The sequence below is a fragment of the Xanthomonas arboricola pv. juglandis genome, assembly GCF_001013475.1.
Taxonomy (GTDB): Bacteria; Pseudomonadota; Gammaproteobacteria; order Xanthomonadales; family Xanthomonadaceae; genus Xanthomonas; species Xanthomonas arboricola.
This window is the reverse complement of the sequence record NZ_JZEF01000002.1, coordinates 356,040-380,826: the sequence shown is the minus strand read 5'-3', so window position 1 is coordinate 380,826 and position 24,787 is coordinate 356,040. Positions and strand designations below refer to the sequence as shown.

Sequence of the window (24,787 nt, the reverse complement as noted above, 5' to 3'; positions counted from 1 at the left end):
TTAGGTCTGACCGCTATTGCGGCGATGCGTGGATTCACCAGGAGCCCCGGCATGTCCGGGGCTTTTGTTTTTCTAGATCCGGGGAAAAGCGCCACCGGCAACATTTGCCGGCCTGTCATCACATCTGCAGGGATGGCAACGCACGCACGTGACGAAGCTATCTGCAAACGCAGCGGCGCAGATCACCAATCGCGCGATTCCCGGGGCGGCGCCGGCAATGCGCGCAAAAACGCGTCACAGGCACCGAGATAACGTGCCTGCTCGTGATCGACCGATTGCGCCGACAACACGCGCGAACCGCGTCTGCCGATCAACAGCATAACCGCCATCACACCGGCACCGGTCAGCCAGCCGGTCGCGCCACCGATCCACAGCACCCCGACCAACAACGGCACGATCGACGCCATCGCGATGGCGACACAACGCACGCGGCGGCGCTCATGCCAAGCGCACAGGCTCAGCACGTGCGCACTGCGCTTGCGCAGCACGATGGCCAGGATCAGATACGGCAGCACCCCCATCAGCAGCGCCAGATAGATCGCCGGGTGATGCCAATGGAAGATGTAGCGACGCGGCGAGATGTCCGCCGGCGCATTGCACTTGACGCAACGCGGCGGCAGATCGGCGCCCGGCGTGCACACCAGCACATCGCCCTCGCGCCACGCGGCGCCGTGCGTCGGAGGCAGATAAAGCGTAGGGGGCTCGCGTGAATCAACGTTCGACATCCATGCGTCCTTGCAGGTTGGGGATTCGGGATTGGGAATTGGGAATTCGTAAAATCAGGAGTCCGCAGCTGCTTTGCGAATCCTCAATTCCGAATGCCCAACCCCACGCTGCGCAGCAGCGTCAGCGCTCGACGATAGCCACCACGCCCATGCCGCCAGCGGTGCAGATCGAAATCAACGCGCGGCCGCCGCCGCGTTCTTCCAGTTGCTTGGCAGCCGTTGCCACCACGCGTGCGCCAGTGGCGGCGAAGGGGTGGCCGGTGGCCAGCGACGAACCCAGCGGGTTGATCTTGTCCGGGTCGATATGCCCGAGCGGCGCTTCCAGCCCCAGGCGATTGCGGCAGTAATCCTCGCTTTCCCAGGCGCGCAGCGTGCACAGCACCTGCGCGGCAAAGGCCTCGTGGATTTCGTAGATGTCGAAGTCCTGCAGGGTCAGGCCCTGACGCGCCAGCATCTGCGGCACCGCGATGGTCGGCGCCATCAACAGGCCTTCGCCATGCACGAAATCCACCGCCGCCACCTGCGCATCGCGCAGATAGGCCATCGGAGTGTGGCCATGCGCCAGCGCCCAGGCTTCGCTGGACAGCAGCACCGCGGCCGCGCCATCGGTGAGCGGGGTGGAATTGGCCGCGGTCAGCGTACCGCGGCCGGAGGTCTTGTCGAAGGCCGGACGCAGCGTGGCCAGCTTTTCCAGCGAGGTGTCGGCGCGCAGGATGTTGTCGCGCGAGACGCCGCGGAACGGCGCGATCAGCGTGTCGAAGAAGCCGCGCTCATAGGCAGCGGCCAGCTTGTGGTGCGAGGACACTGCCCATTCGTCCTGCGAATCACGCGAGATGTTCCATTCCTTGGCCATGTCCTCGCAGTGGTCGCCCATGCTCTTGCCGGTGCGCGGCTCGGCCACGCCGGGGAATTCAGGCTTGAGCTCGCTCAGCTTGAAGCCGCGCAGCAGGGCCTTGAGCTTGTCACCGGTGGCCTTAGCGCGGTTGGCGGCCATCAGCCGCGCGCGCAGCTTCTTGCCGTAGACGATCGGCACTTCGGAGGTGGTGTCCGAGCCGCCGCCGATGCCCGAATCGATCTGGCCCAGCGCGATCTTGTTGGCGATGGTGATCACCGAATCCAGGCTGGTGCCGCAGGCACGCTGCAGGGTGATGCCCGGCGTCAGCGGCGACAACCCGGACGACAACGCCGCCTCGCGCGCCAGGTTCCAGTCCGAGGAGTGCTTGATCACCGCCCCCATCGCCACTTCGCCCAGTTGCTGCCCGTGCAGCCCGAAGCGCTCGACCAGCGCGCCCAGCGTGCGCACCGACATGCCCAGGTTGCCCACGTCCGCGTAAGCGGTGTTCTGACGACAGAACGGGATACGAACGCCGCCCAGAATGGCGACGGGACGGGCTGCGGGCATCGGTTGACCTGGCATGGAGGACTCGGGGACATGGCCTGCACAGGGCCGGCAGGCATAATGGCCGCAGTGTAGCTTCGACCCCGTGATGGGCCAACCGCGAATCATGAGCAAGACCGAACACGGCGTGACCGCCATGGGTGTGATGGCGCTGGAATTGACGGGCGGCACCGCCCCCGAGCGCGGCGCCCTGGCGCCCGAGCAGGCCGGCATGCTGGCCGAACGCATCGGCCGCGACCTGGCACAGTGGATCCCCGAAGTCCGCGAGCTCGAGCTCAGCGTGGCAATGGCGCACTTCGACCCGGCCGAAGTGCTGCGGCCGGGCTGGCCGCTGCATCGCCGGCTGGACGAGCTGCATGCGCGCGCCCCCGGGCGCGACCAGGGCCCGCGCGTGCTGGCGTTCGGCGCCGATGCGCAGGGCGAGATCCCCCTGCCCTTCCAGGCCGACCCGCAGCTGACCGGTGGCGGCCTGCGCGTGCTGCCGTTCCTGCTCTCCGGCGATCCGCAGATCGTGACGACGGTGGCCGATGCGATGGAAGACGTGCTGCTGGCCCAGGGCATGGCGCAGGCCGATACCGCGCTGCTGGCGCAGGAAAGCTTCGGCGCACGCATCGAACATGCGCGGTATCTCACCGCGAACGATCTGGCCGCAATGATTTCGATGCAGTACGACAACCAGGGCCTGGCCCCGTTGTGGCCGCTGATCGAAGCCGCCCTGCTGGCGCCGCAGTCCGAAGAGTGGCTGGAACAGCCGCCTGAGCCGGTGCTGCGCTACGTCGATGGCGAAGTGCGCATCGCGCTGTTCGACCCGGCCGGATGGTGCGATTACTACGCGCACGACCGCGACAATTGCGAGCGCCTGCGCGGGGTATACGAGCAGTATCTGTCGCGTCAGCGGCAGATGGCCGCAGTGCTGGAAGCGCATGGCCTGCCCGTGCTGTACGTGCACGTGGAACCGGGCCAGGATCCGCGCCAGGCATTGGCCGCGTGAGCCAGGCGCCGGCTTCCACGGCGCCGGCGTTGCAGGGCGTCTTGGAAACCGGCGTGTATGTGGCAGATCTGGAACGCGCCTGCGCGTTCTATGCCCGCGTGCTGGGACTGGCAGCCATGTACCGCGACGCGCGCATGGCCGCGTATGCAATCGCCCCCGGGCAGGTGCTGCTGCTGTTCCTGCAAGGCAGCACCGCCACCACCGTCACGCTGCCGGGCGGCACGATTCCGCCGCACGATGGCAGCGGGCGGGCACATTACGCACTGGCCATCGCCGCCGATGCGTTGGCCGGATGGGAGGCACATCTGCAGGCCTGCGATGTGCCCATCGAAGGCCGCACCCAGTGGCCGGGCGGCGGGCAGAGCCTGTACTTCCGCGATCCGGATGCGCATCTGCTGGAGCTGGCAACGCCGGGGCTGTGGCCGAATTATTGAGTCGCTGATGACGCGGTGCGCACGGCGCCCGGCACTTCGATGCGTGCGAACAGGAAGCATTGAGCATGCCGCAGCGCATGACCGGATCGCTCCCACCGCAGCACAGGAACAACAACGCCGCGGTGATCGATCACCGCGGCGTTTGGCCTGGCCGCTGACTTGCCCTGCTTACCTGGCTGCAGCCGGCGCGTTGTCGGTGGTGATCACGCCGCAGGCCAGACGGCCGCCGGCGTTGCCGGTGGGCTGGGTCTTGTAGTCGTCCGCATCGGCATGCACGATCACCGCGTGGCCGGCGATATCGAACTGGTCGGCCTTGCCGAGATTGACGTTGCTCGACACCGGGCCGTCGATGCTGGCATTGCCCTGCGCATCGGCCTTGATGTTGGGCATGTCGCCGCCGTGGTGCGGGTCGGCACTGACGGCGCCGTGATCGGATTGGGCCGGATTGAAGTGGCCGCCGGCGCTGCTGCCGTCCGGTGCGCTGCAATCGCCCTTCTCGTGGATATGGAAGCCGTGTTCGCTGCCGGGCTTGAGGCCACTGAGCTGGCCGGTGACACGCAGCGCGCCGTCGACGATCTTGAAGCTCACCGTGCCTTTGACATCGCTGCCCTTGGTCGGCTTGAGCTCGGCGGTTGCGGTGGTGGTGGCCGCCGCTTCGGTGACCATGGACGCGGCGTGCTCGCCGCCATGCGCCGCTTCGGCCGCTGCACCGGCCTGCGGTGCGGGTGCAGGGTCGGCCGGTGCGGGTTCGTCGCGCTTGCACGCGGTCAGCGCCAGCGCGGTGGCCAGGAACAACGTCGTTGGAAGAATGCGCATGAAAAAACTCCTGTAGAAAGGCCGCAGCTGCAGCCAGGGGTGCCCCGACTCAGGGCTGCGAAGGGGGTGTGCGCCACTGGGTGACGCGGATGACGCCGCAGGCCAGGCGTGCGCCGGCATTGCCGCTGGGTTGGCTGCGGTAATCGTCGGCATCGGCATGCACGACCAGCGACTTGCCGACCACGTCGGTGGGTGCGGCATCGCCGAGGGTGATACCGGCAACGATCATGTCCAGATGCGCGACACCTTCGGCATCGGCACGCAGGTTGTCCATGTCGCCGGCGTGGTGGGGAGTGTTGCCGGCACGTCCATGCGCCGCACCGGTCGGATTGAAATGCGCACCGGCACTGCTGGCGTCGGCGGCGCTGCAATCGCCGCGTTCGTGCACATGGAAACCGGCCACGCCGCCCGGACGCAGACCACCGACCGTGCCGGTGATGCGAATGCCTTGCAGCGCAGGGACCAGCACCACCCGACCACTGACCAGGCTGCCCGACGCCGATGCCAGCGCCGCTTCGGCCTGCTGGACCGGACGCACGGGTACCACGCGCGCCGCCGGGGGCGGTGGTGGCGGAGGCGGTGGCGTGCTGCTGCAGGCGGCAAGCGCCAGCGCGGTGAGGGCAACGATCGTGGACGACCGGTAACGCATCGAGCTGTTCTCCTGATCAGGCTGGAAACCTATGCGGGCGCATGTTCACATGTCATGAAATGCGCCGCTGGCAGTACAGGAGTTTACGGGGGTTGGTGTGGATGCTCGGGTTGTTGGAGGTGCGGGTCGATGGAATGCGGGTTGTTGGGATGGTGTGCGAGGCGCCAAGTACAAGTGTCGTGAGCTGCTTGGACGATGGCGTCGGCACGTTAGAACTGCGATGGCGTCATCGAGAGCAAGGATGCGGCGGCGTGCCACTCAGCAACGCTTGCCGCGGGCAATGTCGGGCAGCCTCAGCTCGATCAAGGCATCGTTGGAATAGATGCGCGTGCAGCAGCGCTTCCATCGCCAAAGGGACCCTCACCCCAACCCCTCTCCCATGGGAGAGGGGCTTAGACTCAGATCAGCGGCGTTTGCGGCCCGGACCGAGTTTGCGGGTGACGGTGTTGCGGCCCAGACCCAATCGGGCGGCGGCTTCGGCACGGCGGCCCTGGGTGAGTTGCAGGGCGGCTTCGAGCAGGGTCTTGTCCAGGCGTTCGCGGGCTTCGGCGTGCAGGCCCTGGGCGCCTTCGCTCAGGCGTTGCGCGGCCCAGCTGGAGAGCATCTCGTCCCATTGCCCGTCGCCGCGGCCGGCACGCTGGCGGCGGCCGCCGCGCGCCAGTGCCGATTCCACGTCGACCACGTCGATGATGTCGGCAGTGGCCAGGGCCGCCAGGCGCCAGCAGACGTTTTCCAGCTCGCGCACGTTGCCGGGCCAATCGTATTGGCGGAGTTGTTCCAGCGCGGCCGAGGACAGCCGCTTGGGCAGCATGTCGAGCTTGCGCCCGGCCATGGCCAGGAAATTCTCGGCCAGCTGCGCGATATCGCCGCGGCGCTCGCGCAACGGCGGCAATTGCAGGCGCACCACGTCCAGGCGATGCAACAGGTCGGCACGGAAGCGGCCTTGTTCGACCAGCGCCTCCAGGTCCTGGTGGGTGGCGGCGATCACGCGCACATCGACGCGGATCAACTCGCGCCCGCCGACGCGGAAGAATTCGTTCTCGGCCAGCACGCGCAGCAGGCGGGTCTGCAGCGGCAGCGGCATGTCGCCGATTTCGTCCAGGAACAGCGTGCCGCCGTCGGCCTGTTCGAAGCGGCCGATATGGCGTTTGGTGGCGCCGGTGAAGGCGCCGGTTTCGTGGCCGAACAATTCGCTTTCCAGCAGTTCCGCGGGAATGGCGGCGGTGTTGAGCGCGACGAAGGGCTTGCGCGCGCGCGGCGATTCGTTATGCAGCGCGCGCGCCACCAGTTCCTTGCCGGTGCCGGTCTCGCCATTGATCAGCACCGACAGCGGTGCCTGCGCCAGCCGGCCGATCGCGCGGAACAGCGCCTGCATCGCCGGGGTGTCGCCGATCAGCGAGGCCGAGCCTTCTGCCAACGGTGTCCCGATGATCTCCTCGACGCCGGCATCGGCATCCGGTAGCGCGCGTGCGGCCAAGGCCACCGCATCGTCCAGATCGAAGGGCTTGGACAGGAACTCGTGCGCCCCGCCGCGGAAGGCGCCGGCGGTACTGGCGACATCGGTGTAGGCCGACATCACGATCACCGGCAGTTGCGGGTGCCTGGACTTGAGCTTGTCGAGCAGGCTCAGGCCGTCTTCGCCGGGCATGCGCACGTCGGTGAACAGCAGATCCGGGGTGGGCCGCATGGCCAGTGCCTGCAGTGCGGCGGCGGCACTTTCGAAGCCATCCACGGCGTAGCCGGCATCGCGCAAGGCGGTGGACAGCACGAAGCGGACCGAACGGTCGTCGTCGACCACCCAGATGTGGTGGGATGCGGCGGCGGCCTCAGCCATGCAGATGCTCCTTGTCGTGATCGCCGGCCAGCTCGGGCAGCAGCAGGGTGAAAACGGTATGCCCCGGCCGCGAGCGGTAGGTCAGCGTGCCGTGGTGTTCGCGCGAGACCTGCTGGGCCAGCGCCAGGCCCAGGCCGCTGCCCTCGGCGCGGCCGCTGACCAGCGGCAGGAACAGGTGCTCGGCCAGTTCCTCCGGCACGCCGCCGCCGTCGTCGATGATCTCCAGCCGCAGCGACATCGCATGCACGCGGTCACGGATGCGCTGGCCGTGCTCGACGCGGGTGCGCAGGGTCACCCGCGTGGCGCCGGCCTGGAACGCATTGCGCACCAGATTCCACACCGCCTGGGTCAGGCGGTCGCCATCGCCGAGGATGTCGGGAATGCTGGGGTCGTAATCGCGCTGCACCTGCACCGACCAGCCGCCCTCGGCCTCGGCCAGGCGCAGCACACGCTCAAGCACGACGTGGATGTTGAGGCGGTCGTGCGGGCGCGCCGGCGTGGGCGAGAGCAGGCGTTCGAGCAAGGTATTGAGGCGTTCGATCTCGGTGCCGATCAACTCGATCAGCTCGCGCTCGTCCTCGTCGCGCCCGGCCGAGCGCCGCGCCAGCAACTGCGCCGCGCCCTTGAGCCCGGCCAACGGATTGCGCAGTTCGTGCGCCAGGCCCTTGAGCGCGGCGCTCAGGGCATTGGGCAGCGCATGGGTGGGATCCAGCGCGGGGAATTCGTCGACCGGATGGGTTTCCAGCAGCCAGCCGCCGTCGTCCAGCCGCGACAGCCAGCCTTCGGCAAAGCGCGGCGCGTCATTGGGCAGGCCCAATGCCAGCCGATGCAGGCGCAGCACGTCGCGCTCGTCGTTGAGCAGGAAACGGGCCAGCGCATCGCCCTGCACTTCCAGCGCGGCCAGCGGTTGATCGACCAGGCGCCGCGCACTGACCCCGAGCCAGCGCGCGAAGGCCGGATTGACGCCCAGCACGCGACCCTCGCGGTCGGCCCAGGCCACCGGTGTGCCCAGGCTGTCCAGCGACGGGAGGATGGACGACATCAGCATTGCACCAATTTAGTGCAAGCACGATCGACCTGCGCATATGGCGCGCAGAACGAAACATGCAGGCAAGGCATCGGGGCCGGACGGCAGCAGGTCGCACCGATCCAGCGGGCATCCGCGCCGACAGTCACAGGCGTGGGGCTGGTCATGCAGGCACCTCGGCAGTTGGTCCGCGCCCAGTGGGGCAACGGGGAAAACGGACCCGGCACGGCTGTCCCGGCCGGGTCGTTGCGCCACCCGCGGCAGCGTGGCCGCGGGTGTGCATGCTCAGGACTCGTATGCCGCTTCGCCGTGCGAGGTGATATCCAGGCCCTCGCGCTCGGCTTCTTCGGTGACGCGCAGGCCGAACACCAGCTTGGCGACCAGGAAGCCCACCACCGACACCACGCCGATCCACACCAGGGTGATGCCCACGCCCAGCGCCTGGATGCCGACCTGATGCACGATGTCGTAATCGCCGCCCTTCTGGCCGCCCAGCGAGGCCGCCGAGAACACGCCGGTCAGGATGGCGCCGATGATGCCGCCCAGGCCATGCACGCCGAACACGTCCAGGCTGTCGTCGGCGCCCAGCAGGCGCTTCAGGCCGGTGACACCCCACACGCACAGCACGCCGGCGGCCAGGCCGATGACGATCGCACCGAACGGACCCACCGTGCCGCAGGCCGGGGTGATGCCGACCAGGCCGGCGACCATGCCCGAAGCCACGCCCAGCGCGGACGACTTGCCCTTGATGATCTTCTCGGTCAGCGACCAGCCCAGGATGGCAGCAGCAGTGGCCAGCAAGGTGTTGAGGAAGGCCAGCGCCGCACCGGCATTGGCTTCCAGGTTGGAGCCGGCGTTGAAACCGAACCAGCCCACCCACAGTAGCGAGGCACCGACGAAGGTCAGGGTCACGTTGTGCGGCTTGATCGCCTCGCGGCCCAGGCCGGCGCGCTTGCCGACGAAGTAGGCGCCGACCAGGCCGGCGATACCGGCATTGATGTGCACCACGGTGCCGCCGGCAAAATCCAGCGCACCCAGGCCGAACAGGTATCCGCCGGTGGCCCAGACCATGTGCGCCAGCGGCAGGTAGCCGAAGGTGAACCAGATCACCGAGAACAGCAGCACCGCGGCGAACTTGGCGCGTTCGGCAAAGGCGCCGACGATCAGCGCACCGGTGATGCCGGCAAAGGTCGCCTGGAACGCCACGAACACGTATTCCGGCAGGCTCACACCCTTGGTGAAGGTGGCCGCCAGCGTCTCGATGGTCACGCCCTTGAGCAGCGCCTTGTCCAGGTTGCCGATCCACGGGCCTTCGCCGGAGAACGCCAGGCTGTAGCCGTACACCACCCACAGGATGGTCAGCAGCGAGAACACCACCGCGACCTGGATCAGCACCGACAGCACGTTCTTGGCGCGCACCATGCCGCCGTAGAACAACGCCAGGCCCGGCACCACCATCAGCAGCACCAGCAGCGTGGAGGTCAGCATCCAGGCGACATCGCCCTTCTCCACCACCGGCGCAGCCTCGGCGGCGGCCACCGGTGCGGCGGGCGGCTGCGCCGACGGCAGCGGTTCGGTGGTGACCGGCTCGGTCGGCAGCGGGGTGACCTGCGGGGTGGACTGCGCGTGCGCGCTGCCCATGCCGCCCACCACCAGCGCGCTGAACAGCATCAGCATGCAGACACTGTAGAACCGGGCTTTCCACCCGGCAAAAAGGGCTGTCTTCATAAGAACTCCGGGGGTGGGGGACTCAGAGCGCATCGGCGCCGATCTCGCCGGTGCGGATGCGCACGACTTGCTCGATCGCGGTCACGAAGATCTTGCCGTCGCCGATCTTGCCGGTGCCGGCAGCGTTCTGGATCGCCTCGACCACTGCGTCCAGCCGGTCGTCGGTCACCACCGTCTCGATCTTGATCTTGGGCAGGAAATCGACGACGTACTCGGCGCCGCGGTACAGCTCGGTGTGGCCTTTCTGGCGCCCGAAACCCTTGACCTCGGTCACGGTGATGCCCGACACGCCTGCTGCGGACAGGGCCTCGCGGACCTCGTCGAGCTTGAACGGCCGGATGATGGCGGTGATCAATTTCATGCGCATACCCCGAATGGTGGAAAAGACCGGCCGGCATTGCGCCGCCCGGCGGTGTCATTCACCTGGATGCCAACCCCGGCATCCGCGCGTTCGCGATTACGCAGACCTCGGCCGATGCAGATACATCCGCCCCGTGGGAGAGGTCAGGCCCGCGCGTCGCGAACTGTGTGCTCTCTCAATACCCCTTCGCTCCCCGGCCGGTGCCGTGGAGCGATCAAACATGTGCGGCGATGGCGGAGGTGGGAGGGGGGGCCTCCGCCATCACCGCGGTGGAACTCAGTTGCCGTAGTACAGCTGGTACTCCAACGGGTGGGTCGCAGCACGGAACTTGGTGACTTCCTGCATCTTCAGCGCGATGTAGCCGTCGATGAAGTCGTCGCTCATCACACCGCCGGCCTTGAGGAACTCGCGGTCCTTGTCCAGCGCTTCCAGCGCCTGATCCAGGCTGGAGCAGACCTGCGGGATCAGCTTCTCTTCTTCCGGCGGCAGGTCGTACAGGTCCTTGTCGCTCGGCGCGCCCGGGTCGATCTGGTTCTTGATGCCGTCCAGGCCGGCCATCATCAGCGCGGTGAAGGTCAGGTAGCCGGACTGCAACGGATCGGGGAAGCGCATTTCGATGCGACGCGCCTTCGGGTTGGTGACCCACGGAATGCGGCACGAGGCCGAGCGGTTGCGGGCCGAATAGGCCAGCATCACCGGCGCCTCGAAGCCCGGGACCAGGCGCTTGTAGCTGTTGGTGCCGGAGTTGGAGAAGGCGTTGATCGCACGTGCGTGCTTGAAGATGCCGCCGATGTACCACAGCGCCATCTGCGACAGGCCGCCGTAGCCGTCGCCGGAGAACAGGTTGACGCCGCCCTTGGTCAGCGACTGGTGCACGTGCATGCCCGAGCCGTTGTCGCCCACGATGGGCTTGGGCATGAAGGTCGCGGTCTTGCCGTTGCGGTAGGCGACGTTCTTGATGATGTACTTCATCGTCAGCAGTTCGTCGGCCTTCTGCACCAGCGAGCTGAACTTGGTGCCGATCTCGCACTGGCCGGCGGTGGCCACTTCGTGGTGGTGCACCTCGGTCTCGATGCCGACCTGTTCCAGCGTCTTGATCATTTCCGCGCGCAGGTCGTGCAGCGTGTCGGTCGGCGGGACCGGGAAGTAGCCGCCCTTCACGCCCGGACGGTAGCCGCTGTTGCCGCCGTCGTACTTGGCGCCGGTGTTCCAGGCAGCCTCTTCCGAGCCGACCTGGAAGAAGGTGTGGCCCATGTCGTTGGCAAAACGCACCGAATCGAAGATGAAGAATTCCGGCTCCGGGCCGAAGAACGCCTGGTCGGCGGTACCGGAGGACTTCAGGTAAGCCTCGGCACGCTTGGCGATGCCGCGCGGGTCGCGCTCATAGCTCTGCATGGTGGCCGGATCAAGGATGTCGCAGGTCAGCACGATGGTCGGATCGGCGAAGAACGGATCCAGATACGCAGTGCCGGCGTCCGGGAGCAGAACCATGTCCGACTCGTTGATGCCCTTCCAACCCGCGATCGAGCTGCCGTCGAACATCTTGCCTTCTTCGAACAGCGCCGGCTCGATGATGTTGGCCGGGAAGGTGATGTGCTGCTGTACACCACGCATATCGACGAAGCGCAGGTCGACAAACTCGACCTTGTTGTCCTTGATCAGCTTTTCAACATTTTCCACGGACATCGGAAGAAACCTCTGCAGGAGTTAAGTGGCTCGTGAGCGGAACTACAGCAGGGACCATGCCAAGCGCCGGATCTTCACAAGTCCTTGATTTTGCTTGCATCGCTTGAGGCCGCTCACGTCTAGCTAGCACCTTTTAGGTGCTAAGCAATCGCATGGTGCACCGATATGGCGCATGCCGCAATGCACTATCCTGGCGCCTCCCCCATCCCCTCTCCAGTCCGATGTCCGATCTGATTTCCGCCCTGCTGTTGGGCATTCTCGAAGGCCTCACCGAATTCCTGCCGATCTCCAGCACCGGCCACCTGCTGATCGCCGAACAATGGCTCGGACGCCGTTCTGACTTCTTCAATATCGTCATCCAGGCCGGCGCGATCCTGGCGATCTGCCTGGCGCTGCGGCAGAAGCTGTGGACCCTGGCCACCGGCCTGGGTCAGCGCGACAACCGCGACTACGTGCTCAAGATCGGCGTGGCCTTCCTGGTTACCGCGGTAGTCGGGCTGATCGTGCGCAAGGCCGGCTGGCAGCTGCCGGAAACCGTGCATCCGGTGGCCTGGGCGCTGCTGATCGGCGGGCTATGGATGCTGGTGGCCGAGCACTTTGCCGGCAAATTGCCCGAGCGCGACGTGGTGACCTGGAAAGTGGCCATCGCGGTCGGTCTGGCGCAGGTGGTGGCCGGTGTGTTCCCCGGCACCTCGCGCTCGGCCTCGGCGATCTTCCTGGCCATGCTGCTGGGCCTGAGCAAGCGCTCGGCGGCGGCGGATTTCGTGTTCATGGTGGGCATCCCGACCATGTTCGCGGCCAGCGGGTATGCCCTGCTGGAGATGTACAAGGAAGGTGGCTTCGGCAGCGAGAACTGGGCCGATGTGGCAGTGGCCTTCGTGGCGGCGACCATCACCGGCTTTGTGGTGGTGAAGTGGCTGCTGGGCTACATCAAGAAGCACCGCTTCACCGTGTTTGCGGTCTACCGCATCGTGCTGGGCGCGGCCCTGCTGCTGTGGCTGCCGGCGCTGGCCTGAGACGGCCACGCGGTCGCGTGTCGTGCCAGCTAAGCCGGCGCGGCATGCGAGGCACATGGCCGGGCAGTGACTTGCGTCATTGCCCCGGCCGCGCGGTGGCGGTATCACTGACATATCGATCACCGGGAGCCGCCGCATGCGTGCCGTGTTGTTTGCCCCTGCACTGCTGGCAGCGGGCGTGACGGCCTGCGGGTCGAGCACTCCGCCGCAGGCACCCGGATCCAGCGCCGACGCCGCTGCCGCCGAGCCGGCCACGACCAGCTCAATCGCCGCCGACAACGCGCCACTGCAGGCCGCGTTGCGGGCGCAACACTGGCAGCTGCAGCAGGCCAGCGATGCGCACGGCACCGCCTTGGGTAGCCTGTTCGTCGCTGGCACACCGCCCTTGCAGCTGGATTTCAGCGATCACCGCATCCAGGTCAGCCAGACCTGCAACGCATTGGGCGCCGACTACAGCGTGGCGCAGGCGCATTTGCAGATCGGCCGGGTGGTGTCGAGCAAACGCCTGTGCGCGCAACCGCGGCGGATGGCCCAGGAGCGCGCCGCCAGCGAGTTGCTGTCCGGCCGCTTCGCGGTGGCGCTGAACACCGCGCAGACCTCGCCACAGCTGACCCTGACCCGCAGCGACGGCACCCGGCTGGTGTTCGGCGGTGTCGCCACGGCCGACACACGCTACGGTGGCCCCAGCCAGACGCTGCTGATCGAAGTGGCGGCCGACACCGTGGCATGTGGGTCCGACCCGGCGCGCCAATGCCTGCAACTGCGCGAGCAGGATGCGGCAGGGCAGCCTGTCACCCAGACCTGGCAAGTCTTCGAGGGCAAGATCGAAGGCTTCGAGCACGAAGCCGGCATCCGCACCCTGCTGCGGGTCACCCGCTACCCGGCCGCCGCAGGCACGGACGGCGCGCCGGTGTACGTGCTCGAGCAGATGATCGAAGCCAACGGTTGACCCGGTGTGGCGGCGATCGTGCGATTGACGCCGCACGCACCAGGTCACCATGGGCCACAACCGGCCCCGCGCCCACTGACCGGCGGCGCAGAACCATTCGTTGCCGTCAGCGCAGCGCCGGATTCAGCGTGTAGGTGCCGTGCAACGCCGCCTCGGCCAGCACGTGGCCCTGGATCGCCGACAGCACATCGGCCGCGGTGAAGGTCTCGGGCAGGCTGAGCTGCGCCACGTCCAGCGCAAACACGCGGAAGAAATAACGGTGCACCCGCAGGTCGTTGAACGGCGGGTACGGGCCGTCGTAGCCCAGATAATTGCCGGCCATGTCGGCATTGCCGGCGAACCATTCGGTATACGAATTCAGGCCCTGGCGCGCACCGGCCGGGCCGGCCGGCTGCTGCTTGCCCTTGGGGACGAAGCCATCGCTGCAGCTGCCTGCGGCGATCTCATGCACGTCGGCGGGGATATCGGCCATGGCCCAATGCACAAAATCGGTGCGTGGCTGATCGACCGGAATCTGCACATCGTCGCGGCCCACGGTTTCCGGCACGGTCGGCACATCCGGGTCCAGGCACAGCAGCGCGAACGAGCGTGTGCCGCCAGGCACCTCGCTCCAGGCCAGATGCGGGTTGCGGTTGGGCGCAAAGCCCTCGGGCGTTCCGGCGGCAAATTCCACCGCGATGGGCTTGCCGTTTTCGATGCTGTTGCTGGTCAGGCGCATGCAGGAGTCTCCGGGGCAATGAGGCCGACCAGGGTGCCTGGGTCCGCGCCGCAGAGGAAGCCATCGCCATGGAACCCTCTGGTGCGCCCGACCGGGTTTATCGCGGCCGGTTCACCACGCCGGCGAACGCCGCGGCCACGTGATCGTGCATCGGCAACGTGGACACTGCAGCGCCCGCGTGCGCGTAGCAGGGAGCGCCATATTCAGCCGGCCAATCCGCACCGAGCGTAGGAGCGGACCCGGCCGCGACGGGGGCGGTATCGGTAAAGCCACCTCATTCGGTGGCGACGCATCGTCAGTGCCGCGTCCATCGGTAACGCCTCGTCGCGGCCGGGGCCGCTCCTACGAGGTGGTGCGGGCTGCGCCGCCGAAGGACGCCCCGGGCGCCGGCCGCGCCCACCGGGCAGTGAGCGCCATATTCGTTCGCCGGCCAATCTGCCCCGACTGTTGTAGGAGCGGACCTGGCCGCGACGGGGCGTTATCGGTAAAGCCACATCATTCGGTGGCGACGCATCGTCGGTGGCCGCGTCCATCGGTAACGCCTCGTCGCGGCCGGGGCCGCTCCTACAGGGAAGTGCGGGCTGCGCTGCCGAAGGCATGCCGCACGGGCGTCGGCCGCGCCCACCGGGCAGTGAGCGCAGCCGTGCTGAGCGGCGCTCAGTCCTGCGGGTAGCCGAAGCGCACCGCGATCAGCGTGAGCAGATCGAATTGCGCGCCCAGTACGTTGCGGTAGTTGCGCCAGCGACCCGTGGCCAGGCGGGCCGGGCCGCGCGGTTCGACCAACGGAAAGCGCAGGCCGAACGCCTGTTCCAGCGCGGTGGAAATGCCTTGCGGGTCGCTCTCGATGCCGTCCAGGCGGATGATCCGGTGCGGATACAGATCGCGCTCGTGCAGCACCGCGAGCTGTTCCAGCGCGGTCAACAGCCAGTCGGCGGCCTGTTGCGGCGATTGCACGGCCAGCGGAGCCGGCGCGCCGGCCGACAGCCAGTCCAGCAGCATGTCGCGCGGGTCGCGCAGCGCGATCGCCAGCCGGCCTTCGGGCAGGTGCGGGCGCAGCGCGGTCAGCAAGGTGTTGTCCCACCACAGCAGCCAGTCGATGACGTTGCCGTCGTCGATACCGCGCCGCGGTAGTTGCGCCTTCCAGCCTTCCACCAGCGCCATCGGCGCCAGCTCGCCGGACGCCAGCTGCTCGACAGTGCGGTAACTCTGCAGCGCATCGGACGGCGGCGTGCTGCCATAACGGTCGTCGCGCACCAACGGGGTGGCCGCGCCCATCACCGCGACCAGGCGTTCGACATGCGAGCCGGGTGTGCCCCATACGAACAGCGGCCGTGCCGTCACCGTCTCGGGAATGGTCCCCAGCTCCGGCCATTGCATCGGATGCTTGGCGGCCAGCGGTGGCAACGGCAGGCGGTGCTGGGCCTGTTCGCGCTGGAACTGCATCCAGGTCGCCACGGCGGCGTCGGGCTGGCCGGCGCGGTCCTGCACATTGCCCAGCCACGGCCGCAGCACGGTCTGCTGGGGCTCGGGCAGCGAGTCGATCAGCGATTGCACGCAGGCGATCGCCGCCGGCGGGTCGCGCTCCAGCAGCGCCTCGACGATGCGCTGCTCGCCGCTGATGCGGCCCGGCTCCACCGCCACGATCTGGCGCGCCACCATCTCCGCCTGTTCGGCATGGCCCTGCATGTCGTGCACGCGCATCAGCGCTTCCAGTGCCGGCAGATGCTCGGGCATGGCCAGCAGCCAGCGCTCGATCACCGCCTGCGCCTGCGGCCCGCCGACCGGCTCCACCGCCAGCCGCGCCAGCCACAGGTCGTGCGCATTGGCCGAGGTGGCCAGCGCCGCGTCCAGGGTGTCGCGCGCATCGTCCACGGCGCCCAGCCGCTCCCAGGCGGTCAGCAAGGCATGCAAGGTGCGGCGGTCGGCCGGCCAGTGCGCCAGCGCCAGGCGCAGGTGCGCGGCGGCCTGGTCGGGGCGGCCGGCCTGCAATTCCATCTCGCCGGCGAGCCGGCGCATGGCCGGGAGATCGCCGCCGGGCTGGGCGAACACGCCCTGCATCGCGGCCAGCGCGTCGTCCAGGCGGCCCTGGCGCTGGGCCAGTTGGGCGATGAAGGCGCGTAGCGCGGTGCCGGGCGGATTGAGCTCGACCACGCGCTCGAAGGCGCGCTCGGCAAACGCAAAATGCTCCTTCTGCAGATACGCAAAGCCCAGCGCGAACATCACCCTCGGGTCGTCGGGCAGTTGCTCGGCGGCGCGGGTCAGCAGCGACAGCGCGCGATCGCCCTGGCCGCGGCGCAGTTCCACCACGCCATCGACGGCCAGCAACTGCGGGTGCTCGGGCGCCAAACGCGCGGCAGTGCGGCTCAGCCGCTGCGCCTCATCCAGATCGCCGCGCGCCACCGCCAGATGCGCCTGCATCACGTAAGCGTTGAACTGGTTGGGGTCGAGCGCGGTGGTGCGCGACAACGCGTCGTCCGCTGCCGACAGCTCGCGCATCGCCAGCAGCAGGCCGGCGCGCAGCAGATGCAGATCGGCATCTTCCGGCGTCAGCGTCAGCGCGGTTTCGATGCTGGCCAGCGCCAGCGCCGGTTGACCCTGCTGCTGCAGGGCCAGGCCCAGCCAGCGATGCGTGGCGGCGTTTTCGGGAGCGCTGAGGACCCACTCGCGGGCCAGCGCCACCGCATCGTCGGCCGCATTGCGGCGCAGGGCTTGGAGAATGGCGTCTTGCATGGCGGAGGGCGTGTCCAGGACAAACGCCTATTGTAACGATGCGCGGGGTGGCGCCGACCTACGCCTGCGCCGCCAGCCGCTCGGCCACCCAGCGTTCGGCGAAACCATCGCCGCGGGCATTTTCCAGAAAGCCGCAGTGGCCGCCCCAGCGCGCGATTTCCAGCTGCGCATGCGCCGGCAGCTGCCAGGCGGCGAAATCCTCGAACGGAATGACCGGGTCGTCTTCGGCCATCAGGATGTCCACCGGCACCTGCAGGCCGGCCAGGCGCTCGCCGGCGATCGAATAACTGTCGAAATACGCTTCCAGCGAGCCATGCCCGGTGTGCTGCTCGGCCAGCCAGGCCATCAACCCGCGCATGTCCAGCGCCAGCGTGGCGTCGTCGTAGCCGTGCTGATCGGGGAACAGCTTGCGCTTGCGCAGCAGCGACTCGCGCCATTTGCGGCGGAAATACCAATCGTAGAACTGCGGGCCCTTCTCCAGCTGCAGCATCGTCGCCGCCGGATCCAGCAACGGGCACACCGCCGCCACGCGCGCCAGCGGCAGCCCGGCCGCCGGTGCCCGCAGCGCCAGCCGCAATGCGAAATTGCCGCCCAGCGAATAGCCCGCCGCCAGCAGCTGCGGCGCGGGAAACCGCCGCCACAGATCGCCCGCCGCATTGACCACTTCCTCGATGCGATCGGAGTGGAACAGGTCCACGTTGAGGTGGTGCGTGCCGCCGTGGTCGCGGAAATTCAGCCGGAACACCTGATAGCCCAGGCCGAGCAGGCGCGCGGCTGTCAGTCGCATGTAATTGGAGTCAGCGCTGCCTTCCCAGCCGTGCAGCAGCAGCACCGTGCCGCGCACCGGTGCATCGCCGGGTGGGATGCTCATCCAGCCCTGCAGGCGCACGCCGTCGCCGCCGTCGAGAATGTGTTCGCTGGTGACCGCGCCGCTGGCGGCCAGCAACTGGCGGCTACGGAGCCGGCGCAAGGCGCTGCTGCCCAGCACCGATTGCACATGCGGATTGCGCAGCCAGCGCGGCGGCAGATAGTCGGAGGCGTTCATGCGCTCATCGGGCCAGACAAGGGGGTGCAGGCCGCAGGGGTGATGAGCGCTTGCATCGTCGGCTCAGGACTCCATTGCCGCAATGATGCGTTGCCGCGAGGTATCGGCCAGGCGGCGGCGTCCTTCGATATCCAGCGCGCGGATCGGCTCGAGAAAATGCACCTCGGCCAGCCGCGACGGCTCACCGAGCAGACGCACGATATTGGCGAAGAAACTCTCGCGCTCGCCGAACGCCACCACTGCCTGCGCATTGCCGCGCTCGCCGTAGCGCAGTGCCACCGGCTGCACCGGCACGCCGGCCTCGACCGCGGCCTGGAAGATGCGTGCGTGGAACGGGCCGACTTCGGTACCGCCACGGGTGCGGCCTTCGGGGAACACGCCCACCGGCTTGCCGCTGCGCAGGCGCAGCAGCATTTCCTGCAGCACCCCGCCCAGCGATTCGGTATTGCCGCGCTGATGGAAGATGGTCTGGCCCTTGGTCGCCAGCCAGCCGACCAGTGGCCAGCCGGCGATCTCGCGCTTGGCCACAAAGCCCATGACGCGCTGGCTGTGCAGCATCGAGATGTCGACCCAGCTGACGTGGTTGGCCACGAACAGGGTCGCGCCCGGCAGCGGGGTGCCGAAGCGCCGCAGGCGGAAGCCGAAGATGCGCATCAGGTTGCCCTGCCACCAACGGATCATCAGCTCGTCCAGGGTGTCGTCGCGCCCGGTACGGATGCGCGCCAGCGGCGGCGCCACCACGCACAGCATGGTGATCGGCAGGCAGATGCTCAGATGCATCAGCAACAACGGCACCCGATACAGGTACCGGAACCAACGCAGCACGCTGCCAGCGTCGCGCGTGGCGTCCAGGGATGACTCGCTCATTGACGGAACGGGACCGGTACCAGGGGAAGGAAGCGCAACTATTGTGACAGCAGCGTGGCCTGCGCGCAGTGCCCGCAGCGGGTGGCGCTGTTCCACCCATGCACTTGCACGGCGTGCTCAGCCATTGCTGCGCGGGACCACGGCCAGGGTCAGCCGCGAGACGCAGACGCGCTTGCCGGCCGGATTTTCGATGGTGATGTCCCAGACCTGGGTGCTGCGCCCCACATGCACCGCGCGCGCGGTGCCGGTGACCAGGCCATCGGTGGCGGCGCGCAGGTGATTGGCATTGATCTCCAGCCCGACGCACATCTGCGCGGTCATATCCACGCACAGGTTGCCGGCGCTACTGCCCAGGGTTTCGGCCAGCACCACCGACGCACCACCGTGCAGCAGGCCATACGGCTGCTTGGTGCGCGCATCCACCGGCATGGTGGCGCTCAACCAGTCGTCGCCGGCGGCGGTGAACACGATGCCCAGATGTTCGATCAGGGTGTCACGGCTGGAGGCGTTGAGGGCGGCCAGGTCGACGGGTTCGCGGAAGGTCATAGGCTGGGATTGGGGATTGGGGGAATCGGGAATCGGGAATCGGGAATCGGGAATCGGGACAGCATCTGCGGCGCTGGGGTCTGATGCAACTGCCTTTGGCTGGCGCTGCACGCCAGGCCGCGATGGTGACTTCGGCGGATGGCGGTGTGTGGCGCGCCGCCCATCTACTGCAGCGCACCGCGCTATTGCAGCGGTGCGGCACTCCACGATGCACCGGCTGCCTCGAGACGTCTCGATGCCGGCCCGGGTCGACACGCCGCTGCGATCAGAGGATCGGCACCAATCCTGCACCGAAGGCGGTCAGCATCCGCACCAGCAGCCACTTCGGGCCGACGTTGACCTCGGGGAAATCGCCTACCGCCACATAGCACTGCCGGAACTGCGGGTCCTGGCGCTTGAGCGGGAACGGGCAACCCGGCCCCGGCTGGAACTCGTAATTGGTGGCGTAGCGCCAGGGCCAGAAATCCAGCACCGGCAAGGCTTCGGACACCTTGCCCACGCTGTAGTTCAATCCGCTCAGCACCGGCGGCTTTTCGCGCGGGGCCACGGTCCAGGCGTTTTCCGGGGCCATGTCGCGCTCGATGCTGGCCGCCAGCGCCTGCGCAAAGCGCGCATCGTCGATCACCACCGCCGCTTCGGTGTTGTAGTTCTCGCTGCGCGGATCGAAGTTGTGCGTGCCGATCACGCCGATGCGGCGGTCCACCACCAACGACTTGGCATGCAGGCCCATGCGCGCACCGGCACGGGTCACCGGCAGCGGCTTGTTGACCGCGCGCGTGCCCAGGAACGAGGGCCGTGTCTCGGTGCGCAGCACGCGCCGATCGACCTCGCTGCCGCCGGGCGCACGGCCTGCGCCACCCCCGCTGCCGCGGATCGCAGTGCCGGCCGTGCCACCGCCACCGCCACCACTGCCACGCATGGCGTTGCCGGCCGCACTGCCGCCGATCACCCGGTTGACCCGACCATCGTCTTCGGCCGGCTCGGCCGCCGCGGGGTTGAGCGGATCGGGCACCAGGTTGGCGTACTCCACCGGCGCGTTCAGCGGGAACGGCTTGAATTCGTAGACGTTGAAGCCCAGCTCGCGCATGTTGCGGCGTTTGAACTTGTACGACAGCGCATACACGATCGGGTTGTCGGTGGCGGCCAGGCTATTGGTCGACACCACGATCCGCGGCGGTTGCGGGCGCTGGCGCAATGCGCGGAAGATCGCCTGCGCCTCGTCGGACAGCACCAGATACGGCGTCTGCAGCAGCACTTCCTGCTGCGCGCCGGCAATCAGGCCGTCCAGCTCGGGCGCGGTGGACACCGCCTTGGCGGCGTGCTCCTTGCGGTGCTTCTGCGGCAGATCGGCCACATACAGCACGCGCTGCACCGGCATGGCCGGGGTCACGAACGCATCGCGCACGAACTGCGGATCGCGCGCCTCCTGATCGACCCGCTCCACCCGATCGGGGCGGCGGAACGTGGCCGGCGGCATCTTGGGCGCGCCCTGCTCCAGCAGCAGGCGCCCGACATCGTTCAGACGTTCGGCCGGCACGCTGCGGCGCGCACGCCAGAACGCATCGAAATTGGCCGCCATCGCGCGCACTTCCGGCCCGGCCAGGATCACGTCGCGGTCGCGGAAGTTGTACTCGCTGTCCCAGTCGTAATAGTCGTCCTGGTAATTGCGCCCGCCGACCACGCCGAGCACGTCGTCCACCACCAGCAGCTTGTTGTGCATGCGCTGGTTGAAGCGGCGGAAACAGCACACCACGCTGCCGGCATAATCGAAGTAATTGAGTTTGACCTTGCCGAAGGTCGGGTTGTAGATGCGCAGCTGCAGGTTTTCATGGGTGCTGGCCAGCGCACCGAGAATCTGCAGATCGGCGATCGCCGAGAGCTGATCGATCAGGATGCGCACCTTGACCCCGCGCTGCGCCGCATCGGTCAACGCATCCAGCACCATCCGCGCGCTGTCGTCCTTGTCGAAGATGTAGGTCTGCAGGTCGATGCTGCGGGTGGCGCTGCGGATCAGGTTGAGCCGCGCCACCAGCGATTCTTCGCCGTGATCGACGATGGTGGCGTAATGCCGCGGCGCGGCCGGCGTGGAGGCGGTGATCGCCTCGCCGCCCAGCGCGCGCAGCGGCGAGAGCTGGGCGCAACGATTGGCCTGCGTGCAGCTGACCACGGTGCTGCGGGCAGCGGCCGCCACCCCGGCGGCACGGTTGCGTTCGATTTGCGACAGGCCGGCGCATCCGGTGCCGAGCAACAGCGTTGCCAGCACAAGCACCCTCAACAGGAACCTCACGGGCGCCGCGCCTCCTGCAACCGCCCACGCAGAATGAACGTCACCCTGTCACCCAGGGCCATCTGCCACGCATTCATTCCGTAACGTCCACGCAGGACCGTACCTCGACTGATTACATCGCAATCATAGCCCGGCCGCGCGCATTCAGCCGGCACCACGTGCAGGGTCTCGACGTGGGTGATTCCGCGAATGGTCAGGTTGCCGGTGATGTCGCCGCCCTTCTTCACCACCTCCGCGGTATAGGGAAACGACTCGAATTCCACCACCGGATACTGCGCGACGTCGAAAAAATCCTCGCCGCGCATCCACGCCGTGTAGCGGTCCTTGCCCGGAATTTCCACCTGCGTGGCATCCAGACGGAAGCGCACCTGCTGGCGCCCGTCGGGCAATTCCGCCAATTCACCCCGAAAGCGCGGGAAGAACCCCTCGATCTTCATGCCGAAGCGCGTCCTGATCTCGAACCCGAAGCGCGATTGCACTGGATCGATGGAATGCAGCTTCTGCTGCGCCATGCAGGGAAGAGCGACCCAGAGCGCGAGCCAGGCAAACCAGCGCAGCGACGATGACACGGATCAAGGCCACCAGAAGGCGGTCAGGCGGGCGATGCCCGGTTCGATGGCCGCATCCAGCGGCAGTGCCAGCAGGGCGATCGCGGCGGTCGGCATGCCGCGGTAGTCGCCGGTCTGGCCGCTGTGCATCAAGGCGGCCAGCCGTTCCAGGCCCGGGTTGTGGCCGACCAGCAGCAGGCGCTCGGCATCGCGGTGTTCGTCCACCAGGCTGGCCAGGGTGCCCGGCGTGGCGTCGTAGATCCGCTCGTCCAGGCGTTGTTCGATGTAGCCGGTGAGTTCCAGCACCGCTTCCAGCGTCTCGCGCGCACGTCGCGCCGGCGAGCACAGCACGCGGTCGGGCACCAGGCGCTGCTCGCGCAGCCAGCGGCCGGCAGATTCGGCCTCGGCGATGCCGTGCGGAGACAACGGGCGATCCAGATCGGCCTGGCCGGTATCGGCCGGCTCGGCGTGGGCGTGTCGCAGCAGTATCAGTTCGCGCATGAAAACACTCCGGTCTAGGACTTCTTGAGCCACTTGAACAGCGGCTCCCAGTCCTGTTGATGGTCGCGCACCTGCGCCGAGCGGTAATCGAACAGGCTGCGCCCCAACCCGGCCATCACCACATAGGCCTGGGTGTCGCGCAGCTGGGTTACCAGGGGATAGGGCCAGGCGCCAATCATCTCGGCAGCTTGCTGCGAGGTCTGGGTCCAGGGACGGGCGCGGTTGAGCACCAGGCCCACCGGCAATTTGCGCTGATGCACGCGCGGCACCTTGGCCAGCGTGTTGAGGAATCCGACCACCGCTTCGATATCCAGCGCCGAGGACAATACCGGCACCACGATGGCATCGACGTGGTCGAGGAAGCCGCTCAGGTCATCGGCCATCGCACCGGCCGGGGCATCGATGACCAGCTGGTCGGTGCCATCGGGCACCGCGGCCTGCCAGTTGCGCCGGCGGGTGGCGTCGATCGGCAACACCGCACTTTCCAGGCTGGCGCGACGCTGCGCCCAGCGCGTGGACGAGCCTTGCGGATCGGCGTCCGCCAGCACGGTGCGCTGGCCCTGCAAGGCCGCATGCGCGGCCAGATTGGTGGCGATCGTGGTCTTGCCGACGCCGCCTTTGGAGCCGGCCACCAGGACTGTCTTCATGCACGCCTCGCTTCCGGGAGCAAGCCGGCAGCGTACACCGCGACGAAGTGAGGAAGTAGTCGAAAGGCGTTAAACGTCCACCGGTGATCGCTCTCGCACTGCAGCATCGTCCGCTGGCGGATGGCCGCCGTGACATGCGCCGGCCAAGCGGCTCAGCGGGTCTGGTGGCCCGGTGCGCCCGGCTGCCAACCCGCTGGCGGCTGCACTGCAAGGCCTTGACGCTGTAACCGCGCACGCAACGCCGGCACTTCGCCCTGCGTCAGGACGGCCTCCAACTTGTCGGACATGCCATCGACGGTGGACGCGCGGGGCTGCTCCTGCTGCTGCAGCCACTGCAGTTCCCGCACCCGCGCCTGCCAGCGCGTGGCATCGGCGCCGCTGCTCAGTGCCGCCATGCCTCTGCTGCCGATCATGGCGGTGGCCAAGGTGGACTCGTCATTGGCCACGTTGTTCAGCACCGCCATGCACTCGTCGCGTAACGCGGGCGTGGCAACGGTGGGGCTGCAGCGCCGCATCAGATCGCCCAGCGCCGGAAGTGCATGTGCAGACCAGGCACCCATCACGAACATCGCCGCCATGCCCGCGCCCGTGGAGGGCATGCCTTGCGCGTCGAGTTGCGCGCGCAAGCTGACCGAGGCCAGCGATGGCCATTGCACGCCGTCGTAGCTGGCATGCAGAGCCTTGCCGAGTGCCAGCGCACCGCTGTCGAAATGATCGGACTGCACGGCCGCCTGCCAGGCGCGCTCGGCAGCCGCCTGGTCGCCGCGGCGCTGCGCAGCCGTATAGGCACGCAGATGCACACTGGAGTTGCCGGCATCGGCCTGCTCCAGGAAAGCCAGCGCAGCGCCTGGGTCACAGCGCAACGCAGGTGCGCAACCGGCGGCTTCCATGCGCGCCACCAACGGGTCGCGCGGCCGCGCGTCCAGGGCACGCTGCAGCCAGACCCGCTGGATGGGGGCATAGCCTCCGTCTGCGGCCGACGCCGCGTCGTCCTCGGCATCGACCCACAACAGACCGGCCAGATACAGCTGCCTGGGCTCGCCGCTGGACGCCATGCTGCGCACGCGTGCCTGCATGGTCTGGCCGACCTGGCGTGCCCATTGATCCACCAGCGGATCGTTGGCCGCAGCCGCTGTGCTCGCAGGCGCTGCCGCCATGGCCGAATGTGCCGCGCAGACGCTGCCAAGCCATAGCAGCGCCGTGGTGATCAAGCGATATCCGTGCATGTATTGCTCCTGTCCATGTGGGCGCGCAGTGTTGCGGGCCAGCATTTCATACGGACC

Annotated in this window: 23 protein-coding genes; 4 read left to right on the top strand and 19 right to left on the bottom strand. The window is 67.9% G+C overall.

Annotated features, from left to right (window positions below; genetic code table 11):
- Positions 1-182: 182 nt before the first annotated feature.
- Positions 183-725, bottom strand: a complete 543-nt coding sequence (locus XARJCFBP2528_RS06995) for a hypothetical protein (protein WP_026064547.1) — start codon at positions 723-725, stop codon at positions 183-185.
- A gap of 121 nt (positions 726-846) precedes the next feature.
- Positions 847-2,142, bottom strand: a complete 1,296-nt coding sequence (locus XARJCFBP2528_RS06990) for an acetyl-CoA C-acetyltransferase (RefSeq protein ID WP_026064548.1) — start codon at positions 2,140-2,142, stop codon at positions 847-849.
- 88 nt (positions 2,143-2,230) lie between these two features.
- On the opposite strand from XARJCFBP2528_RS06990, the gene XARJCFBP2528_RS06985 reads away from it, so the two are divergent.
- Together XARJCFBP2528_RS06985 and XARJCFBP2528_RS06980 are read left to right on the top strand one after the other, a co-directional pair.
- Complete coding sequence (locus tag XARJCFBP2528_RS06985) at positions 2,231-3,115, top strand: hypothetical protein (RefSeq protein ID WP_047124535.1); 885 nt, start codon at positions 2,231-2,233, stop codon at positions 3,113-3,115.
- On the top strand, positions 3,112-3,549 hold the full coding sequence (locus XARJCFBP2528_RS06980; protein WP_047124534.1) for a VOC family protein: 438 nt from the start codon (positions 3,112-3,114) through the stop codon (positions 3,547-3,549). The genes XARJCFBP2528_RS06985 and XARJCFBP2528_RS06980 overlap by 4 nt, the downstream gene beginning before the upstream one ends.
- A 168-nt stretch (positions 3,550-3,717) precedes the next feature.
- Here XARJCFBP2528_RS06980 and XARJCFBP2528_RS06975 read toward each other — a convergent pair whose 3' ends face one another.
- The 7 genes from XARJCFBP2528_RS06975 to glnA all read right to left on the bottom strand — a co-directional run bounded on the left by XARJCFBP2528_RS06975 (position 3,718) and on the right by glnA (position 11,650).
- Positions 3,718-4,365: a superoxide dismutase family protein gene (locus tag XARJCFBP2528_RS06975; protein WP_047124533.1), complete on the bottom strand. Its 648-nt coding sequence runs from the start codon at positions 4,363-4,365 to the stop codon at positions 3,718-3,720.
- Between the two features lie 49 nt (positions 4,366-4,414).
- On the bottom strand, positions 4,415-5,014 hold the full coding sequence (locus XARJCFBP2528_RS06970; RefSeq protein WP_039516513.1) for a superoxide dismutase family protein: 600 nt from the start codon (positions 5,012-5,014) through the stop codon (positions 4,415-4,417).
- A 403-nt stretch (positions 5,015-5,417) separates the two neighbouring features.
- Complete coding sequence (ntrC, locus tag XARJCFBP2528_RS06965; RefSeq protein WP_016903408.1) at positions 5,418-6,848, bottom strand: nitrogen regulation protein NR(I); 1,431 nt, start codon at positions 6,846-6,848, stop codon at positions 5,418-5,420.
- Entirely contained in the window at positions 6,841-7,896 is a 1,056-nt protein-coding gene (locus tag XARJCFBP2528_RS06960; protein WP_016903409.1) for a two-component system sensor histidine kinase NtrB, read from the bottom strand. Before XARJCFBP2528_RS06960 ends, ntrC begins: the two co-directional genes overlap by 8 nt.
- Positions 7,897-8,160: 264 nt before the next feature.
- Positions 8,161-9,603 carry an ammonium transporter gene (locus XARJCFBP2528_RS06955; protein ID WP_024940499.1) on the bottom strand — a complete coding sequence of 481 codons (1,443 nt, stop codon included), beginning with the start codon at positions 9,601-9,603 and terminating at the stop codon, positions 8,161-8,163.
- A gap of 22 nt (positions 9,604-9,625) precedes the next feature.
- Entirely contained in the window at positions 9,626-9,964 is a 339-nt protein-coding gene (locus XARJCFBP2528_RS06950) for a P-II family nitrogen regulator (RefSeq protein WP_002808480.1), read from the bottom strand.
- 276 nt (positions 9,965-10,240) lie between these two features.
- A complete protein-coding gene (gene glnA, locus XARJCFBP2528_RS06945) occupies positions 10,241-11,650 on the bottom strand; it encodes a type I glutamate--ammonia ligase (protein ID WP_016903411.1) in 1,410 nt (469 codons plus the stop codon).
- Between the two features lie 221 nt (positions 11,651-11,871).
- Between glnA and XARJCFBP2528_RS06940 the strand changes: the two genes are divergently transcribed.
- Both XARJCFBP2528_RS06940 and XARJCFBP2528_RS06935 read left to right on the top strand, forming a co-directional pair.
- Positions 11,872-12,666 (top strand): undecaprenyl-diphosphate phosphatase, encoded by a 795-nt coding sequence (locus XARJCFBP2528_RS06940; protein ID WP_047124532.1) that lies wholly within the window; start codon positions 11,872-11,874, stop codon positions 12,664-12,666.
- 136 nt (positions 12,667-12,802) lie between these two features.
- Positions 12,803-13,615 (top strand): META domain-containing protein, encoded by an 813-nt coding sequence (locus XARJCFBP2528_RS06935; protein ID WP_047124531.1) that lies wholly within the window; start codon positions 12,803-12,805, stop codon positions 13,613-13,615.
- A 106-nt stretch (positions 13,616-13,721) separates the two neighbouring features.
- Here XARJCFBP2528_RS06935 and XARJCFBP2528_RS06930 read toward each other — a convergent pair whose 3' ends face one another.
- The 10 genes from XARJCFBP2528_RS06930 to XARJCFBP2528_RS06885 form a co-directional block, all read right to left on the bottom strand.
- The gene (locus XARJCFBP2528_RS06930) at positions 13,722-14,333 is read right to left on the bottom strand and encodes a YbhB/YbcL family Raf kinase inhibitor-like protein (protein WP_047124530.1); all 612 of its coding nucleotides are present in this window, start codon (positions 14,331-14,333) and stop codon (positions 13,722-13,724) included.
- 657 nt (positions 14,334-14,990) lie between these two features.
- Positions 14,991-17,063, bottom strand: a complete 2,073-nt coding sequence (locus XARJCFBP2528_RS06925; RefSeq protein ID WP_016904228.1) for a tetratricopeptide repeat protein — start codon at positions 17,061-17,063, stop codon at positions 14,991-14,993.
- Positions 17,064-17,121: 58 nt separating this feature from the next.
- Positions 17,122-18,108: a YheT family hydrolase gene (locus XARJCFBP2528_RS06920; protein ID WP_016904229.1), complete on the bottom strand. Its 987-nt coding sequence runs from the start codon at positions 18,106-18,108 to the stop codon at positions 17,122-17,124.
- 63 nt (positions 18,109-18,171) lie between these two features.
- Positions 18,172-19,071: a lysophospholipid acyltransferase family protein gene (locus tag XARJCFBP2528_RS06915; RefSeq protein WP_026064750.1), complete on the bottom strand. Its 900-nt coding sequence runs from the start codon at positions 19,069-19,071 to the stop codon at positions 18,172-18,174.
- A 21-nt stretch (positions 19,072-19,092) separates the two neighbouring features.
- Positions 19,093-19,521, bottom strand: coding sequence for a hotdog fold thioesterase (locus tag XARJCFBP2528_RS06910; protein WP_016904231.1), 429 nt, complete (start codon positions 19,519-19,521; stop codon positions 19,093-19,095).
- A 265-nt stretch (positions 19,522-19,786) separates the two neighbouring features.
- A complete protein-coding gene (locus tag XARJCFBP2528_RS06905; RefSeq protein WP_026064751.1) occupies positions 19,787-21,808 on the bottom strand; it encodes a phospholipase D family protein in 2,022 nt (673 codons plus the stop codon).
- Positions 21,805-22,377 (bottom strand): YceI family protein, encoded by a 573-nt coding sequence (locus XARJCFBP2528_RS06900; RefSeq protein WP_026064752.1) that lies wholly within the window; start codon positions 22,375-22,377, stop codon positions 21,805-21,807. Before XARJCFBP2528_RS06900 ends, XARJCFBP2528_RS06905 begins: the two co-directional genes overlap by 4 nt.
- Before the next feature lie 3 nt (positions 22,378-22,380).
- A complete protein-coding gene (locus tag XARJCFBP2528_RS06895; RefSeq protein WP_016904234.1) occupies positions 22,381-22,857 on the bottom strand; it encodes a SixA phosphatase family protein in 477 nt (158 codons plus the stop codon).
- 14 nt (positions 22,858-22,871) lie between these two features.
- Positions 22,872-23,504, bottom strand: coding sequence for a ParA family protein (locus tag XARJCFBP2528_RS06890; protein ID WP_016904235.1), 633 nt, complete (start codon positions 23,502-23,504; stop codon positions 22,872-22,874).
- A 152-nt stretch (positions 23,505-23,656) separates the two neighbouring features.
- Positions 23,657-24,730 carry a hypothetical protein gene (locus XARJCFBP2528_RS06885; RefSeq protein WP_026064753.1) on the bottom strand — a complete coding sequence of 358 codons (1,074 nt, stop codon included), beginning with the start codon at positions 24,728-24,730 and terminating at the stop codon, positions 23,657-23,659.
- Between the last annotated feature and the right edge of the window lie 57 nt (positions 24,731-24,787).

Excerpts from the sequence above, each read along its gene's own strand:
- XARJCFBP2528_RS06940 (WP_047124532.1), top strand. The coding sequence starts at position 11,872 with ATGTCCGATCTGATTTCCGCCCTGCTGTTGGGCATTCTCGAAGGCCTC.
- ntrC (WP_016903408.1), bottom strand. The coding sequence starts at position 6,848 with ATGGCTGAGGCCGCCGCCGCATCCCACCACATCTGGGTGGTCGACGAC.
- XARJCFBP2528_RS06970 (WP_039516513.1), bottom strand. The coding sequence starts at position 5,014 with ATGCGTTACCGGTCGTCCACGATCGTTGCCCTCACCGCGCTGGCGCTT.
- XARJCFBP2528_RS06985 (WP_047124535.1), top strand. The coding sequence starts at position 2,231 with ATGAGCAAGACCGAACACGGCGTGACCGCCATGGGTGTGATGGCGCTG.
- XARJCFBP2528_RS06890 (WP_016904235.1), bottom strand. The coding sequence starts at position 23,504 with ATGAAGACAGTCCTGGTGGCCGGCTCCAAAGGCGGCGTCGGCAAGACC.
- XARJCFBP2528_RS06895 (WP_016904234.1), bottom strand. The coding sequence starts at position 22,857 with ATGCGCGAACTGATACTGCTGCGACACGCCCACGCCGAGCCGGCCGAT.
- XARJCFBP2528_RS06955 (WP_024940499.1), bottom strand. The coding sequence starts at position 9,603 with ATGAAGACAGCCCTTTTTGCCGGGTGGAAAGCCCGGTTCTACAGTGTC.
- glnA (WP_016903411.1), bottom strand. The coding sequence starts at position 11,650 with ATGTCCGTGGAAAATGTTGAAAAGCTGATCAAGGACAACAAGGTCGAG.
- XARJCFBP2528_RS06885 (WP_026064753.1), bottom strand. The coding sequence starts at position 24,730 with ATGCACGGATATCGCTTGATCACCACGGCGCTGCTATGGCTTGGCAGC.
- XARJCFBP2528_RS06930 (WP_047124530.1), bottom strand. The coding sequence starts at position 14,333 with ATGCGCCTGACCAGCAACAGCATCGAAAACGGCAAGCCCATCGCGGTG.
- XARJCFBP2528_RS06975 (WP_047124533.1), bottom strand. The coding sequence starts at position 4,365 with ATGCGCATTCTTCCAACGACGTTGTTCCTGGCCACCGCGCTGGCGCTG.
- XARJCFBP2528_RS06925 (WP_016904228.1), bottom strand. The coding sequence starts at position 17,063 with ATGCAAGACGCCATTCTCCAAGCCCTGCGCCGCAATGCGGCCGACGAT.
- XARJCFBP2528_RS06995 (WP_026064547.1), bottom strand. The coding sequence starts at position 725 with ATGTCGAACGTTGATTCACGCGAGCCCCCTACGCTTTATCTGCCTCCG.
- XARJCFBP2528_RS06920 (WP_016904229.1), bottom strand. The coding sequence starts at position 18,108 with ATGAACGCCTCCGACTATCTGCCGCCGCGCTGGCTGCGCAATCCGCAT.
- XARJCFBP2528_RS06990 (WP_026064548.1), bottom strand. The coding sequence starts at position 2,142 with ATGCCAGGTCAACCGATGCCCGCAGCCCGTCCCGTCGCCATTCTGGGC.
- XARJCFBP2528_RS06950 (WP_002808480.1), bottom strand. The coding sequence starts at position 9,964 with ATGAAATTGATCACCGCCATCATCCGGCCGTTCAAGCTCGACGAGGTC.
- XARJCFBP2528_RS06960 (WP_016903409.1), bottom strand. The coding sequence starts at position 7,896 with ATGCTGATGTCGTCCATCCTCCCGTCGCTGGACAGCCTGGGCACACCG.
- XARJCFBP2528_RS06935 (WP_047124531.1), top strand. The coding sequence starts at position 12,803 with ATGCGTGCCGTGTTGTTTGCCCCTGCACTGCTGGCAGCGGGCGTGACG.
- XARJCFBP2528_RS06910 (WP_016904231.1), bottom strand. The coding sequence starts at position 19,521 with ATGACCTTCCGCGAACCCGTCGACCTGGCCGCCCTCAACGCCTCCAGC.